Source organism: Serratia bockelmannii (assembly GCF_051803255.1).
In the GTDB taxonomy this organism is placed as follows: domain Bacteria; phylum Pseudomonadota; class Gammaproteobacteria; order Enterobacterales; family Enterobacteriaceae; genus Serratia; species Serratia bockelmannii.
Map to the genome: position 1 here is coordinate 123,231 of NZ_CP196512.1, position 14,066 is coordinate 137,296.

Sequence of the window (14,066 nt, forward strand, 5' to 3'; positions counted from 1 at the left end):
TGTCGGCAATCGTTACCCGACCGTCGGGTAATCGGTGTAGCCTTCCCGGCTGCCGCCGAAGAATTTCTCTTTGATTGGCGCATTCAGCGCCAGCCCGTGTTGCAGGCGGTGGGGCAGATCCGGGTTGGCGATGAACGGGCGACCGAAGCCGATCAGATCCGCCCAGCCTTTGGCCAGCGCTTCTTCAGCGCGTTCACGCGTGTATTTGCCCGAGTAAATCAGCGTGCCGCGGAAAATTAGGCGCAGCGATTCTTTGAACGCTGCCGGCATCACCGGGGCATCATCCCAGTCCGCTTCGGCGATGTGAATGTAAGCGGCGCCGATATCGTTCAGCACGCTGGCCGCTGCCAGATAGGTGGCTTCCGGGGTATCGTCCTGCGAGCCCATCAGGGTGGTCAGCGGCGCCAGGCGCACGCCCAGTTTCTCTTTGCCGATGGCATCCGCTACCGCCTGCGCGACTTCCCGCAGGAAACGCAGGCGATTTTGCAGTGAACCGCCGTATTCGTCGTCGCGCTGGTTTTCCCGCGAGTCGATAAACTGATTGATCAGATAACCATTCGCACCGTGCAGCTCTACGCCGTCGAAACCGGCGGCGATGGCGTTGCGTGCCGCCTGAGCGTAGTCGTTAACGATCGCCGGAATTTCTTCCCGCGTTAAGGCGCGCGGTGCGGAGTGCTGCACCATTTCACCCACGCCATGTTCCGGCCCGCGACCTTCGACATCCACGAACACCTTGACCCCGTCGGCCTGGATGGCGGAGGAGGAGACCGGCGCGGCGTGGCCAGGCTGTAAAATGGTATGCGACACGCGGCCGACGTGCCAAAGCTGCGCGAAGATCTTGCCGCCGGCCTGATGTACGGCGTCGGTCACTTTTTTCCAACCGGCGATGTGTTCCGGGGAGTAAATGCCGGGTGTCCAGGCATAACCCTGGCCCTGCTGGCTGATCTGCGTGCCTTCGCTGACGATCAGCCCGGCGCTGGCGCGCTGGGCATAATATTCAGCCATCATGTCGGTGGCGACGTCGCCGGCGCCGGCCCGAGAGCGGGTCATTGGCGGCATGACGATGCGATTGTTCAGCGATAAACCGTTTAAAGAATACGAGTCAAAAAGCATGGCGCTTCCCTCTATGTGAATTAGGTCGTAGGGCATTGATGTTTTACTGAGGCCATTATATTTCGTCGTTTAATTCTAAAAACGCGCACAATAACAAAACACTTTTGCTCTGTGCTCAATAGTTGCGGTAGCCGCCGATGGGCCGGTATGGCGGCTTGCACAGGTGGTGCGAATGAACCCGATGTGCGCTCGGGCGACGGCGGCTATTGCTTGTCGGTGCGTTGCTGAGATAGAGTCGGCGGCTGTTTTTCCCCACGATTTTTAACAAAATCGCAAAAGTCTTTTAGCCTCCTGCCTGCTTATCTTTGGTGTGATCAATGTCATACTTTTGGCATCTTAACTTTCCCGCGCTTCGGCAGCGGTTAACCGGAGTTGTTGAATGAAAATTAACTTTCCCTTATTAGCCCTGGCGGTGGGGGCGTTCGGCATCGGCACGACCGAGTTTTCCCCGATGGGGTTGCTGCCGACGATCGCCAAAGGGGTGGATGTCTCCATCCCGATGGCCGGCATGTTGATCAGCGCCTACGCCGTTGGCGTGATGGTCGGCGCACCGCTGATGACGCTGCTGCTCTCGCACCGGGCGCGCAGAAGCGCGCTGATCTTCCTGATGGCGATCTTTACCCTGGGTAACGTGCTGTCGGCCATTGCGCCTGACTACACCACCCTGATGCTGTCGCGTATCATCACCAGCCTGAACCACGGCGCGTTCTTTGGTCTCGGTTCCGTGGTGGCCGCCAGCGTGGTGCCGAAGGAGAAACAGGCCAGCGCCGTGGCGACCATGTTTATGGGCTTGACCATCGCCAATATCGGCGGGGTGCCTGCCGCGACCTGGCTGGGTGAAACCATCGGCTGGCGCATGTCGTTCCTGGCCACCGCAGGGCTAGGGGTGATCGCCATGCTGGGTCTGTGGTTCTCGTTGCCGAAAGGCAGCGCCGGCGCGCGCCCGGATGTGAAGCGCGAACTGTCGGTATTGGTACGCCCGCAGGTGCTGTCCGCCTTGCTGACGACCGTGCTGGGCGCGGGCGCGATGTTCACGCTCTATACCTATATCTCGCCGGTATTGCAGCACATCACCGATGCGACGCCGCTGTTCGTGACGTCCATGCTGGTGTTGATCGGCGTCGGTTTCTCCATCGGCAACTACCTGGGCGGCAAATTCGCCGACCGTTCCGAGAGCGCGACGCTGAAGGGCTTCTTGCTGCTGTTGGTGGTCATTATGCTGGTGATCCCGTTCCTGGCGCGCAGTGAAATCGGCGCGGCAGTCAGCATGGTGATTTGGGGCGCGGCGACCTTTGCCGTGGTGCCGCCGCTGCAGATGCGCGTGATGCGTGTCGCCAGCGAAGCGCCGGGCCTGTCGTCCTCGGTCAACATCGGTGCCTTTAACCTGGGCAATGCGCTGGGCGCCGCCGCCGGTGGCGCGGTGGTCTCCGCCGGGCTGGGATACAGCTTCGTGCCGGTGATGGGCGCAATTATTGCCGGATTGGCGTTGCTGCTGGTGCTGTTCACCCACCGTCAGGCCGAAAAAGTGGCCTACGCCAGCAACTAAGTTGTACCTGCACGGCGGAACTCTCCGCCGTGCTCACTCAAAGCCCAGCAGGCTGAACGCATCGTCCTGCGGGGCGTAGCCGAGCAGGCGTCGGGTCTCTTCCAGCGATAAACGTTTGTAGCGGTTGTTGGAAACCCCGTGCACCACCGCATATTGCACCCCTTCGACACGAATGCAGCGCTCCAGCAGATCGGCGGCGTCGCGATGGCTGAGAAAAGCGCTCATGTCGCGGGCGCTAAGCTGTTCGCCCCGGCTCAGGGTGGTGAAGTTGGCGATGCGCACCGACAGGGCGGAAAGCCCTTCCTGATGGGCGAAGTAGGCGGCGATGCCTTCGCCGAAGGCCTTGCTGGCGCCGTACAGGTTTTTCGGCTTTGGTGCGTCATCCGGGCGGATTTGATAGTCGAGCGGATAGCCTTCCACCGCCTGCGCGCTGCTGGCGAACACCACCCGGCGGCAGCCGGCGTCTTTCGCCGCGCGGAAGATATTGAAGGTGCCCAGAATGTTGTTGTCCATCAACGAACCGCAGAAGTCGGCATCGGGGGAGGGATCGGCCGCCAGATGCAACACGGTGTCGATATTGGCGCAGGCCGCGCGGCAGGCGTCGAGATCGGCGATGTTGAAGCTGATGACTTCGTCGCCGGGCTGCCGATCGCGCAGCAGGCTGACATCCCGTTCCGCCAACCGTAGCGGGTAGCGATCGCCCATCGCCTGACGAAACGCCGTGGCTACCCGGCCGCCGGCGCCGGTGATCAGAATCCGTCCTACATCAGTACGCAACACCATGGTGACTGCCATCCCTACTCTCGATTAAGCGTTGACCAGTAATAATCCCCTGCGTGACTTTTGTCCAGTATTTATATTAGTCATTCTGATGCTTTATGCCGGCAATGGGCACGTTTTGCCGAGCGTTTCGGCCAGGAAATTCATCACCGCGCGCACGGCTGCGGTGCGCGCCAAATCGGGATACGTCACCAGCCAAAGCTCACGCGTTGGCGCGGCGTTGGCCGTTGGCAATGCGACCAGCTCCGGATCGCCATCGGCGACGAACGTCGGCAAAACGGCGGCGCCCAGCCCTGAACGCGCCGCCTGTTGCAGTGAAAACAGATCGCTGGCCTGAAAGACCACCGGACGCCCCTGCAACAGCTGCAGCAACCATTGCTGATGCGGCTGCTGCCGATAGTGATGGTCATAGGCGAGAAAGCGGCGCGCCGCGTCGGGCAGAGCCGCGTGCTCCGGTGCGGCATACAGCGCGTAGCGCATCATGCCGATGCGCTGCGTCAACAGCTCCGGTTGCTGTGGGCGCACCATGCGCACGGCGATGTCGGCTTCGCCGCGATCCAGCTCGGCGAGCGCCGATTCACCCGACAGCGTGACGACGATCTGTGGAAAAGCCTGGTTAAATGCGGCAATGCGCGGCGCGAGAATATGCGCGGCGATCGACGGCGGCGCACTGATGCGCACCCCGGCCTGTGGCGTTGCGCCGGCGCTGCGCGCATGGCGGGCAATAGCCTGGCTTTGCGCCTCGATCTCCGCCGCCAGCCCGGCAATCGCCTGCCCGTCCTGGGTCAAGGGCGTGCTGCGTGGCCGACGCACGATCAAACGCAGGCCGAGCGCCTGTTCCAGCGCCGCTACGCGTCGCCCGACGGTGGCGTGATCGCAACCCAGCTCCCGCGCTGCCGCCGACAACGAACCGCTGCGTGCCAGCGCCACGAAGTGTTTTAAATCCTGCCAGTCAAACATCGGTGAATTCCTGCACGGTATCGACGTAATTTTCAGGAATATTCACACAGAGCGCGCCGTGATTCAATGTGTGAACGTTCCCTTTAAAACCGAAAAATTAGGTTAGGTTTTCTTATGAATCTACAGTTGCAACACCGTACGGCATTGGTCACGGGCGCCAGCGAAGGGATCGGTGCCGGCATGGTCAGGGTATTGGCTGCTCAAGGGGTCAAGGTGGTGGCTACCGCACGACGCGGTGATCGGCTGCAGGCGCTGGCGGATGAGGTTGAACGGCAAGGGGCGGTGCGCCCGTGGGTAGCCGTTGCAGACGTGACCGACCCCGACGCGATAACCCAGCTGGCGGCGCAGGCGCTGCGCCAGGCGGGGACAGTCGATATTCTGATCAACGCGGTCGGTGCGTTTCACCCCACGACGCTGAACGACAGCGATCGCAGCTGGGATGACGCCTTTGCTTTGAACTTCACACCGGCCCGGCGGTTGACTCAGGCGCTGTTGCCGGCCATGCAGGCGCAAGGCTGGGGCCGGATTATCAACATCAGCGGATCGATGGAGCCGCGCAGCCTGAGCGCCGCCAGCGCCGCCAAGGGCGCGCTGCATCTGTGGGCCAAAGGATTGGCCAGCGACGTGGCTGCGCAGGGGATTACCGTCAATACGTTACAGCCGGGGCGCATCAACAGTGAACAGATCCGCGAGCGCTTATACGCTTGCGATGAAGCGCGCCGGGCGTTCATTGCGCAACATATCCCGATTGGCTACTTCGGCGAACCGGAAGATATGGCCTATCTGGCGGCGTTTCTTTGTTCCCCGCTCGCGCGATATATCACCGGCGCGGTGATCCCGGTAGATGGCGGCATGCATTATTTCGCGCATTGAGGCCGTTTTGCCCCCGCGATCACAGTTCGGCAATTTGCCGGCGCAAAGCCTTGCCCCGGCAAAATCCACGGTGTTAACGTCATAGCTCAACCGATTTAGGGTTGTTACTGCTGCGGCAGGCAAAACCTAAACCTCGCGTTTCTGTTCCCCGATGGGACAGAGGCCGCGAGGTTTAGGTTTTTTTTTGCGCCGCATTTCGCCCCGGCGCCAGGCCAGTGCGGGGAGGGGAGCGGCAGAACGCGAAGTCTAAGGATAACCGTATGAAATATGACACATTAGCCAGTGAGATTTTGGCCGGCGTCGGTGGCCGCGACAATGTGAAAAGCTTGGTGCACTGCGCCACCCGCCTGCGGTTCAAGCTGCGCGACGACAATCGCGCCAACGCGGCAGCGCTGAAGAAAAACCCGGGCGTCATCATGGTGGTGGAGAGCGGCGGCCAGTTCCAGGTGGTGGTGGGCAACCACGTGGCGGAGGTGTTCGACGCGGTCAATCGGGTCGGCGGATTGGCCGAGGGCGCGCCGAGCGACGACGCGGACGGTAAAAAAGACAACCTGCTCAGCCGCTTTATCGATCTGGTGTCCGGCATTTTTACCCCGCTGCTCGGGGTGATGGCCGCTTCGGGGATCCTGAAAGGCTTCCTGGCGCTGAGCCTGGCCTGCGGCTGGCTGCTGGAGAGCGGTGGCACCTTCAAAATGCTGTTCGCCGCCAGCGACTCGCTGTTCTACTTCTTCCCGATCATGCTCGGCTACACCGCCGGGAAAAAATTCGGCGGCAACCCCTTCGTCACCATGGCGATCGGCGGCGCATTGACGCATCCGCTGATGATGGCGGCGTTCGAAGCGGCGCAGCAGCCGGGCGCGGTGCGCGAATATTTCTTCGGCATTCCGCTGACTTTTATCAACTACAGCTCGTCGGTGATCCCGATCATCTTTGCGGCCTGGGTGTCCTGCCGCCTGGAGCCGTTGTTTAACCGGGTGATCCACAGCGCGCTGCGCAATTTCATCACGCCGCTGCTGTGCCTGGCGATCACCGTGCCCTTGACCTTCCTGCTGATCGGCCCGGCGGCAACCTGGCTCAGCCACCTGCTGGCCAACGGCTATCAGAGCATTTACGCCTTTAACCCGATCATTGCCGGCGCCTTTATGGGGGCGATGTGGCAGGTGTGCGTGATCTTCGGCCTGCATTGGGGATTGGTGCCGTTGATGATCAACAACCTGAGCGTGCTGGGGCGCGACACCATGGTACCGCTGCTGTTGCCGGCGGTGATGGGGCAGGTCGGCGCCACGCTGGGCGTGATGCTGCGCACCCGCGACGCCAAGCTGCGGGCGCTGTCCGCTTCAGCCATCGGCGCCGGGATCTTCGGCATCACCGAACCGGCGGTGTACGGCGTCACGCTGCCGAACAAACGCCCATTCATCTTCGGCTGCATCGGCGGCGCGCTGGGCGGTGCGGTGATTGGCTACTTCCATACCTCGGTCTACTCGTTCGGCCTGGTGAGCGTATTCACCTTTGCGCAGATTATCCCCGGCGGCGGCATCGACGCCACGGTATGGGGCGCGATCGGCGGCACCCTGCTGTCGTTCGTGTTCGCCGCGCTGGCCAGCTATCTGTTCGGCGTCGCACCGGCGGAAGAGACGGTACAGCCTGAAGCCGCCGCGCCGCTTAACCGCAAACAGGCCATTCTCAGCCCGATCGCCGGCGATATCGTGCCGCTGGATCAGGTGAACGACGCGACCTTCGCCAGCGGCCTGCTGGGGAAAGGGGTGGCGATTGCGCCGCAGCAGGGGCGCGTAGTGGCGCCGGTCAGCGGCAGCGTGGCGTCGCTGTTCAAAACCAAACACGCCATCGGCATCGAATCGGACGACGGCGCGGAGATTCTTATCCACGTCGGCATCGATACCGTGAAGCTCGACGGGGCGCATTTCACCGCCCACGTGCGGGAAGGCGAGCGGGTCGCCCCGGGCGATCTGCTGATCGAGTTCGACCAGGCGGCGATCCATGCCGCCGGCTATGACACCACCACGCCGATCATCATCAGCAACAGCGATGACTACGTGGACGTGTTGACCAGCGGCCTGTCTCCGGTGCAGGAACAGGCGCCGCTGCTGACTTTATTACGTTAATTGAGGAGCAAGCGATGAACGGCAAGTTTCCGCAACATTTTCTGTGGGGCGGCGCGGTAGCGGCGAACCAGGTAGAAGGCGCGTATCAGGCTGACGGCAAGGGGCTGTCGACCTCCGATCTGCAGCCGCAGGGCATCTTCGGCGCCATTACGCCGCGCACGGCGGGCGACAGCGGCATCAAGGACGTGGCGATCGATTTCTATCATCGTTACCCGGAGGACATCGCGCTGTTCGCCGAAATGGGCTTCAAGTGCCTGCGCACCTCGATCGCCTGGACGCGCATTTTTCCACAGGGCGACGAAGAGACGCCGAACGAAGCCGGGCTGGCGTTTTACGATCGGCTATTCGACGAGATGGCGAAATACGGCATTCAGCCGCTGATCACGCTGTCGCACTATGAGATGCCTTACGGTCTGGTGAAGCGCTACGGCGGCTGGGGCGATCGGCGCACCATCGATTTCTTCGAGCGCTATGCGCGCACCGTATTCGAACGTTATAAGCACAAGGTCAAACGCTGGCTGACCTTCAACGAAATCAACATGTCGCTGCACGCGCCCTTCACCGGGGTTGGCCTGCCGCAGGAGAGCGACAAGAGCGCCGTCTATCAGGCGATCCACCATCAGTTGGTGGCCAGCGCCAAAGCGGTGAAGGCCTGTCACGAGATCGTGCCGGAGGGCCAAATCGGCAACATGCTGCTGGGCGGCATTCTGTACCCGCTGAGCTGCAAGCCGGAAGATCTGCTGGAAACCCAGCGGCAAAACCGCGACTGGCTGTTCTTCGGCGACGTGCAGGCGCGCGGCTATTACCCGGCCTATATGCAGCGCTTTTTCCGTGAAAACGGCATTCAGGTGACGATCACCGAGGAAGATCGGCAAACGCTGCGCGAAACCATCGACTTCATCTCGTTCAGCTATTACATGAGCGGCTGCGTCACCGCCGACCCGGAGCAGTACGAGACGGCGCGCGGCAACATTCTCGATATGGTGCCGAACCCGCACTTGGCCAGCTCGGAGTGGGGGTGGCAAATCGACCCGATCGGGCTGCGTTACCTGCTCAACGTGCTGTACGACCGCTATCAGAAGCCGCTGTTCATCGTCGAGAACGGGCTGGGCGCCAAAGACCGCGTCGAGGCGGACGGCAGTATCAACGACGACTACCGCATCAACTACCTCAATGACCATCTGGTGCAGGTGGCGGAAGCCATCGACGACGGCGTCGAGGTGATGGGCTACACCAGCTGGGGGCCGATCGATCTGGTCAGCGCCTCGAAGGCCGAAATGTCGAAGCGCTACGGCTTCATTCACGTCGACAGAGACGATGCCGGCAACGGCAGCCTCGAGCGCCGCCGCAAGAAGAGTTTCTACTGGTACCGCGATGTGATCCACAGCAATGGCGCCAGTCTGAAAGACCGACGGTAACCCTTCAGCCCGGCGGCAAGCGCCGGGCGTTAACCTAACGTTATTCGCTGCTGTTCATGATGGGAAATTCTCTCCCAGGGAATGCTGTTGCCCGCAGTCAGCCGTTATGCGGAGAAATATAATAATGATGAAAAGCTTATTACCTCGTTCCATGACCCTGGCGGCGCTGGCGCTGTGGTGCAGCCAGGCGCAGGCGGAAACGCTGCAAACCGGCAAGGACGTTGAAGCCCCCACCGCCAAATGGGAAGGGGTGGCGCTCGGTTTTGAACCGCCGCAGCCTGGGCTGTTGGGGGATATGCTGGGGATCAGGCCGATCCTGGAGGATCATGGCTTCCACTATAACCTCGGCTACCTCAGCCAGCTGTCGTATAACGCCGGCGGCGGTTACAACCACGATAAACAGGCGTCGTATATCGACCAATTTTCGCTGACCTTCAGCCAGGATTTGCAGGCGCTGACCGGCATTCCGGACGCGGCGATCGAAGGCAATATCGTCAACCGCAACCATGACAACAACCTGACCCGCGATCGGCTGCAGGATCCGCGCGTCGGCCTGACCGATCTGTCGCAAGAGAGCTATGGCGGACAGTCGATTACCCGGCTGGGTTGGTTGACCTTCAGCCGTTCTTTCCTCGACAGCCGGCTGCAGTGGCGCATCGGCATGATGAACAAGGTGCAGGATTTCGATCAGATCATCCCCTGCGATTTTCAGACGCTGACGCTGTGCGGCGGCAAGTCTGCCAACTCGTTGACCTGGTATAACTGGAACGTGCATTACTGGGGCACCACGCTACAGTACAAGCTGACCGATGGCCTGACGCTTAAGGGCGGGGTGATGGAGCAGAACCCGAGCGCCCCCAGCCGCAGCCACGCCTGGAGTTGGTCCACCAAGGGCAGCAAAGGCTTCCTGTTGCCGATGGAGCTGGAGCTGAAAACCCACGCCGTCAACCAGCTGCCGGGGGTGTATAACCTGGGCGTGCTGTTCACCAACGCGCGCCAGAGCGATCTTTATGAAGGGGTGTCCGGCGGGCCGGGCGCCAGCGATCCGCAGGGCTATCGCAACCACGATCGCACCTGGTTCCTGTATACCGGTTTCAACCAGCAGGTGACGCGCCATGCGGATGACGTCAACCGCGGCTTGAGCGTGTTTTACAGCCTGGGGCTGGGAGATCAGCGCAGTAACTACCTGCACTGGTCTACCTCGACCGGCATTCGCTATCGCGGGCTGTTCGATGCGCGGCCGGACGACTGGCTGGGGCTCGGCGTCTCGGTGGTGAAACTGAGCGACCGCTATAAAGACAATCAGCGGTATCTCAACCAGATGAGCGGCATCAGTGATTATCACGATCCGAACTACCGGCCAGTGCCGGGCCACTCGGTGACGGCGGAGCTGTATTACCGCGTTAACGTCACGCCGTGGCTACAGCTGCAGCCGGGCCTGCAGTACTGGCATCACCCGGCGGGCGTCAGCGAGACGCAGGACGCCTGGGTGACGGCGTTGAAAACGGTGGTGACCTTCTGATCAGGCCGCGTCGCTCTCGCGGTAGCGCCGGCGGGCGTGTTCGAACCAGCTGGCCGGCACGTTGTGCGGTGGCTGCTGCAACCTGAGCAGCCCCTGTTCAACGATATGGCTGGCCTGGCGCCACAGCGTCGGGTCGCCTTCGGTCAGCACCTCCAGCAGGCGCTGTTTCTCGATCAGGTAGGTCTGGGCGAAGTGGCTGTCGTAGTCCAGCAGCGAGCGGGTGTTGTCGATCAGATCCGCCAGCTTGATGGTTTTGGCCTGCGGCGACGCGCCGGCGCTGTGGCGCCGATCGCGGTTTTTACGCTCGAAGCGGTTGCCGTCCTCGGCGTGGCTGACGTTGGTCAACATCCGCACCAGTTCCGCCACTTTTGGCCCAAAGTGGCTGTCGATGTCGCCGAGGGTGGTGGGCGTGTCTTCCACCGTATCATGCAGCCAGGCGGCCGCCAGCATCTCTTCGGTGTGCGGCACGCTGCGCACCAGCTCCATCACCGCCTGCGGGTGGACGATATACGGATCGTCGGTGTATTTGCGGCGCTGATCGATGGCCGCATGCGCCTTGGTGGCGTAGCGGCGTGCGCGTTCTACAAGCGTGTTCGTCATTTCCTTTCCCTCCGAGCATCCTCTGCATAAAAAAAGGTAGCATATCTCACAAGAAATAGCTTGCGATTACATCGTGCGCTATCTATATTCGTACACATGAAAAGCACCGATACCGAACAACCCAAGGCGAAGAACCTGCTACAGCTCGATCAGCAGCTCTGTTTCGCCCTGTACTCCGCCAACCTGGCGCTGCACAAAGTCTACCGCAAGCTGTTGAGTCAGCTCGAACTCACCTACCCGCAATACCTGGTGATGATGGTGTTGTGGGAACGCGATCGGGTGACGGTATCGGATATCGGTGAGCGGCTGTTCCTCGATTCCGCCACGCTGACGCCGCTGCTGAAGCGGCTGGAAACCGCCGGTTTGCTGGTGCGCTATCGCGCCACCGCCGACGAGCGGCAGGTGATCATCGCACTCACCGAAGCCGGCCGCGCGCTGCGCGAGCGGGCGCAATCGGTGCCCGAGGCGGTGATGTGCGCTACCGACTGCAGCCTGGACGAGATCGTCTCGCTCAAACAGCAGCTGGAAAAGCTGCGCGGCAGCCTGATCGATCAGATTTGACCCGCCGCCGCCGGACGCAAGAACGGCACGGGTGGTCTACACTGGTTAATAAGTGTCAAAAATAAGTAGTGCGCGATTTAATCGCAAAAGATAAATATGTGACCGGCTTTACCTCGTGGAAGCCGTAGTCATCTCGCCAACCAGCAAGAAGGAATGAACGATGTCTATTGAGAAAGTGGTTTACCGCGCTCACGCCACCGCAACCGGCGGCCGCGACGGCCGTGCGACCTCCTCCGACGGCGTGTTGGACGTGAAATTGGGCGTGCCGAAAGAGATGGGCGGCGCCGGCGGCGAAGTCACCAACCCCGAGCAGCTGTTCGCTGCCGGTTACTCGGCCTGTTTCCTCGGCGCGTTGAAGTTTGTCGCGGCGAAGGAAAAGGTCAAAATCCCGGCCGAAGCCAAGATCGACGGCACCGTCGGCATCGGTGAGATCCCGAACGGCTTCGGCATCGAAGTGCAGCTGGATATCTCGCTGCCGGGCATCGAGCGCAGCGTGGCGGAAGATCTGGTGAAAAAGGCGCACGTGGTGTGCCCATACTCCAACGCTACCCGTGGAAATATCGATGTGACTCTGAACGTTAAGTAAGATTTTTGCCGAAATATGGAAAAAATGGAGGGTTTGTCCCTCCATTTTCTTGCGTGCCCTGCCTGAAAATCGTTCAAAAAAACGGTAAATTTTGTCCGTTTTGTGAGAATTCTCTTGATTATTACCCGCAAAATAACGCTTATTGCCGGTTGGCTGAACCAGAAGCCGCAATCAGTGTCTGACTGAGTCAGAACCGCTACACCGCCCCCGGAGCCACCGCGTTACATGAACAAAGTTAAATCGCTATCGCAGCAGAATTTATCGTTATTGTTAGCGATCTATATCGGCATCTTTCTCAACCTGTCCGTTTTCTATCGCCGTTTTGATTCGTTGGCGCATGGCATTCAGGGGATTAAGCTTATTTCGGCGGTGACGGAAGTCATCGCTATCGTCCTGTTCACATTCTTCATCATGCGGCTGGTATCGCTCGGCGGCCGGCTGTTTTATCGCATCGTCGCCTCGCTGCTGGTGTTGATTTCGGTGGCTGCCAGCTACTACATGACGTTTTTCAACGTGGTGATTGGCTACGGCATCGTGGTGTCGGTGATGACCACCGACATCGATCTGTCGAAAGAGGTGGTTGGCCTGCACTTTGTGCTGTGGATGGTGGCGCTCAGCGCCTTGCCGCTGCTGCTGATCTGGAAAAACAGCCTGCGTTACACCCTGATCGAACAGCTGAAAACCCCCGGCCATCGCATCAAACCGCTGCTGGTCTTGCTGGCGGTGGTGGCGTTGGTCTGGCTGCCGCTGCGCATGCTGGACGATGAGCAAAGCGTGCAAGAGAAGCTCTCCAACGTCGATCTGCCGAGCTACGGCGGCGTGGTAGCGCACTCGTATCTGCCGTCCAACTGGCTGTCGGCGCTGGGGCTGTTTGCCTACACCCGCTATGACGAAAGCCAGGACCAGAGCACGATGTTCGATCCGGGCAAACACTTCACTTATGTACCACCGGCGGATATCGACGATACCTACGTGGTGTTCATCATTGGTGAGACCACGCGCTGGGATCACATGGGCATGCTGGGCTATGAGCGTGATACCACGCCGCGGCTGTCTAAAGAGAAGAATCTGGTGGCGTTCCGCGGCGAGTCGTGTGACACCGCTACCAAGCTGTCGCTGCGCTGCATGTTCGTGCGCGAAGGCGGCACCGAAGACAACCCGCAGCGCACGCTGAAAGAGCAGAACGTGTTCGCGGTGCTGAAGGATCTGGGCTTCTCTTCCGAGCTGTTCGCCATGCAGAGCGAGGTGTGGTTCTACAACAACACCGAGGTGAACAACTATTCGTTCCGCGAGATGATCGCATCCGAGAAGCGCAACGACGGTAAGGCGGTCGACGATATGCTGCTGGTGGACGAAATGAAGGAGTCGCTGGCGCGTTATCCGAAGGGCAAACACCTGGTGATCCTGCATACCAAAGGCTCGCACTACCTGTACTCGCAGCGCTATCCGCGCAGCTATGCGCGCTATCAGCCGGAGTGCATGGGGGTGGATGATTCGTGCACCAAGGCCCAGTTGATCAACGCCTTCGACAATACGGTGCTGTATACCGACAGCTTTATCAGTAATGTGATCGACCAGGTGCGGGACAAGAAGGCCATCGTGTTCTATGCCGCCGATCACGGCGAATCGATCGGTGAGAATACGCACCTGCACGGCACGCCGCGCGAAATGGCGCCGCCGGAGCAATTTCGCGTGCCGATGATCGTGTGGGCGTCGGACAAGTTCCTCGAAAACCCGCAGCACCTCAGCGCCTTTGAGCAGCTGCAGGCGCAGCAGCGCATCGGCAAAACGCATCGCCATGTCGAGCTGTTTGACACCCTCCTTGGCTGCCTCGGATACACGTCTCCTGATGGCGGCATCGTGGATAAAAACAACTGGTGCCATCTGCCACAGGATAAAACGGCGCCAGCCCGTCTGTGATCCCTCCCGCCGGGTGCCTGCCTTGCGCACCCGGTAATTTCACCCAATACATTCTCTTCATCAA

Annotated in this window: 12 protein-coding genes; 8 read left to right on the forward strand and 4 right to left on the reverse strand. The window is 60.6% G+C overall.

Annotation, left to right across the window (positions count from 1 at the left end):
* Window positions 1-12: 12 nt before the first annotated feature.
* Complete coding sequence (locus ACSJLU_RS00595; RefSeq protein WP_025304821.1) at window positions 13-1,113, reverse strand: alkene reductase; 1,101 nt, start codon at window positions 1,111-1,113, stop codon at window positions 13-15.
* Window positions 1,114-1,492: 379 nt separating this feature from the next.
* Here ACSJLU_RS00595 and ACSJLU_RS00600 point away from each other — a divergent pair, with 379 nt between their 5' ends.
* Window positions 1,493-2,659: an MFS transporter gene (locus ACSJLU_RS00600; RefSeq protein WP_025304822.1), complete on the forward strand. Its 1,167-nt coding sequence runs from the start codon at window positions 1,493-1,495 to the stop codon at window positions 2,657-2,659.
* Window positions 2,660-2,692: 33 nt separating this feature from the next.
* Here ACSJLU_RS00600 and ACSJLU_RS00605 read toward each other — a convergent pair whose 3' ends face one another.
* Both ACSJLU_RS00605 and ACSJLU_RS00610 read right to left on the reverse strand, forming a co-directional pair.
* Window positions 2,693-3,442, reverse strand: coding sequence for an NAD-dependent epimerase/dehydratase family protein (locus ACSJLU_RS00605; protein ID WP_043142321.1), 750 nt, complete (start codon window positions 3,440-3,442; stop codon window positions 2,693-2,695).
* A gap of 93 nt (window positions 3,443-3,535) precedes the next feature.
* Window positions 3,536-4,399 (reverse strand): LysR family transcriptional regulator, encoded by an 864-nt coding sequence (locus tag ACSJLU_RS00610; RefSeq protein WP_197813068.1) that lies wholly within the window; start codon window positions 4,397-4,399, stop codon window positions 3,536-3,538.
* A 114-nt stretch (window positions 4,400-4,513) separates the two neighbouring features.
* Here ACSJLU_RS00610 and ACSJLU_RS00615 point away from each other — a divergent pair, with 114 nt between their 5' ends.
* The 4 genes from ACSJLU_RS00615 (at window position 4,514) to ACSJLU_RS00630 (ending at window position 10,335) form a co-directional block, all read left to right on the forward strand.
* The gene (locus tag ACSJLU_RS00615; protein ID WP_025304825.1) at window positions 4,514-5,272 is read left to right on the forward strand and encodes an SDR family NAD(P)-dependent oxidoreductase; all 759 of its coding nucleotides are present in this window, start codon (window positions 4,514-4,516) and stop codon (window positions 5,270-5,272) included.
* A 260-nt stretch (window positions 5,273-5,532) separates the two neighbouring features.
* Window positions 5,533-7,395 (forward strand): PTS beta-glucoside transporter subunit IIABC, encoded by a 1,863-nt coding sequence (gene bglF / locus ACSJLU_RS00620; RefSeq protein ID WP_060448370.1) that lies wholly within the window; start codon window positions 5,533-5,535, stop codon window positions 7,393-7,395.
* A 14-nt stretch (window positions 7,396-7,409) separates the two neighbouring features.
* Window positions 7,410-8,813: a glycoside hydrolase family 1 protein gene (locus tag ACSJLU_RS00625; protein ID WP_049295046.1), complete on the forward strand. Its 1,404-nt coding sequence runs from the start codon at window positions 7,410-7,412 to the stop codon at window positions 8,811-8,813.
* 151 nt (window positions 8,814-8,964) lie between these two features.
* Window positions 8,965-10,335: a carbohydrate porin gene (locus ACSJLU_RS00630; protein WP_373408032.1), complete on the forward strand. Its 1,371-nt coding sequence runs from the start codon at window positions 8,965-8,967 to the stop codon at window positions 10,333-10,335.
* Here ACSJLU_RS00630 and ACSJLU_RS00635 read toward each other — a convergent pair whose 3' ends face one another.
* On the reverse strand, window positions 10,336-10,935 hold the full coding sequence (locus tag ACSJLU_RS00635; RefSeq protein WP_025304829.1) for an HD domain-containing protein: 600 nt from the start codon (window positions 10,933-10,935) through the stop codon (window positions 10,336-10,338).
* Window positions 10,936-11,031: 96 nt separating this feature from the next.
* Between ACSJLU_RS00635 and ACSJLU_RS00640 the strand changes: the two genes are divergently transcribed.
* The 3 genes from ACSJLU_RS00640 (at window position 11,032) to eptB (ending at window position 14,002) form a co-directional block, all read left to right on the forward strand.
* Window positions 11,032-11,496, forward strand: a complete 465-nt coding sequence (locus tag ACSJLU_RS00640; RefSeq protein ID WP_049209001.1) for a MarR family winged helix-turn-helix transcriptional regulator — start codon at window positions 11,032-11,034, stop codon at window positions 11,494-11,496.
* Between the two features lie 160 nt (window positions 11,497-11,656).
* A complete protein-coding gene (locus tag ACSJLU_RS00645) occupies window positions 11,657-12,082 on the forward strand; it encodes an organic hydroperoxide resistance protein (RefSeq protein ID WP_004934114.1) in 426 nt (141 codons plus the stop codon).
* A gap of 225 nt (window positions 12,083-12,307) precedes the next feature.
* Window positions 12,308-14,002 (forward strand): kdo(2)-lipid A phosphoethanolamine 7''-transferase, encoded by a 1,695-nt coding sequence (gene eptB, locus ACSJLU_RS00650; RefSeq protein WP_025304831.1) that lies wholly within the window; start codon window positions 12,308-12,310, stop codon window positions 14,000-14,002.
* The last annotated feature ends 64 nt before the right edge of the window (window positions 14,003-14,066 follow it).

What these genes read in the sequence shown, in the direction of transcription:
- ACSJLU_RS00595 (WP_025304821.1), bottom strand. Translation starts at nt 1,113, where the DNA reads ATGCTTTTTGACTCGTATTCTTTAAACGGTTTATCGCTGAACAATCGC.
- ACSJLU_RS00600 (WP_025304822.1), top strand. Translation starts at nt 1,493, where the DNA reads ATGAAAATTAACTTTCCCTTATTAGCCCTGGCGGTGGGGGCGTTCGGC.
- ACSJLU_RS00605 (WP_043142321.1), bottom strand. Translation starts at nt 3,442, where the DNA reads ATGGTGTTGCGTACTGATGTAGGACGGATTCTGATCACCGGCGCCGGC.
- ACSJLU_RS00610 (WP_197813068.1), bottom strand. Translation starts at nt 4,399, where the DNA reads ATGTTTGACTGGCAGGATTTAAAACACTTCGTGGCGCTGGCACGCAGC.
- ACSJLU_RS00615 (WP_025304825.1), top strand. Translation starts at nt 4,514, where the DNA reads ATGAATCTACAGTTGCAACACCGTACGGCATTGGTCACGGGCGCCAGC.
- bglF (WP_060448370.1), top strand. Translation starts at nt 5,533, where the DNA reads ATGAAATATGACACATTAGCCAGTGAGATTTTGGCCGGCGTCGGTGGC.
- ACSJLU_RS00625 (WP_049295046.1), top strand. Translation starts at nt 7,410, where the DNA reads ATGAACGGCAAGTTTCCGCAACATTTTCTGTGGGGCGGCGCGGTAGCG.
- ACSJLU_RS00630 (WP_373408032.1), top strand. Translation starts at nt 8,965, where the DNA reads ATGACCCTGGCGGCGCTGGCGCTGTGGTGCAGCCAGGCGCAGGCGGAA.
- ACSJLU_RS00635 (WP_025304829.1), bottom strand. Translation starts at nt 10,935, where the DNA reads ATGACGAACACGCTTGTAGAACGCGCACGCCGCTACGCCACCAAGGCG.
- ACSJLU_RS00640 (WP_049209001.1), top strand. Translation starts at nt 11,032, where the DNA reads ATGAAAAGCACCGATACCGAACAACCCAAGGCGAAGAACCTGCTACAG.
- ACSJLU_RS00645 (WP_004934114.1), top strand. Translation starts at nt 11,657, where the DNA reads ATGTCTATTGAGAAAGTGGTTTACCGCGCTCACGCCACCGCAACCGGC.
- eptB (WP_025304831.1), top strand. Translation starts at nt 12,308, where the DNA reads ATGAACAAAGTTAAATCGCTATCGCAGCAGAATTTATCGTTATTGTTA.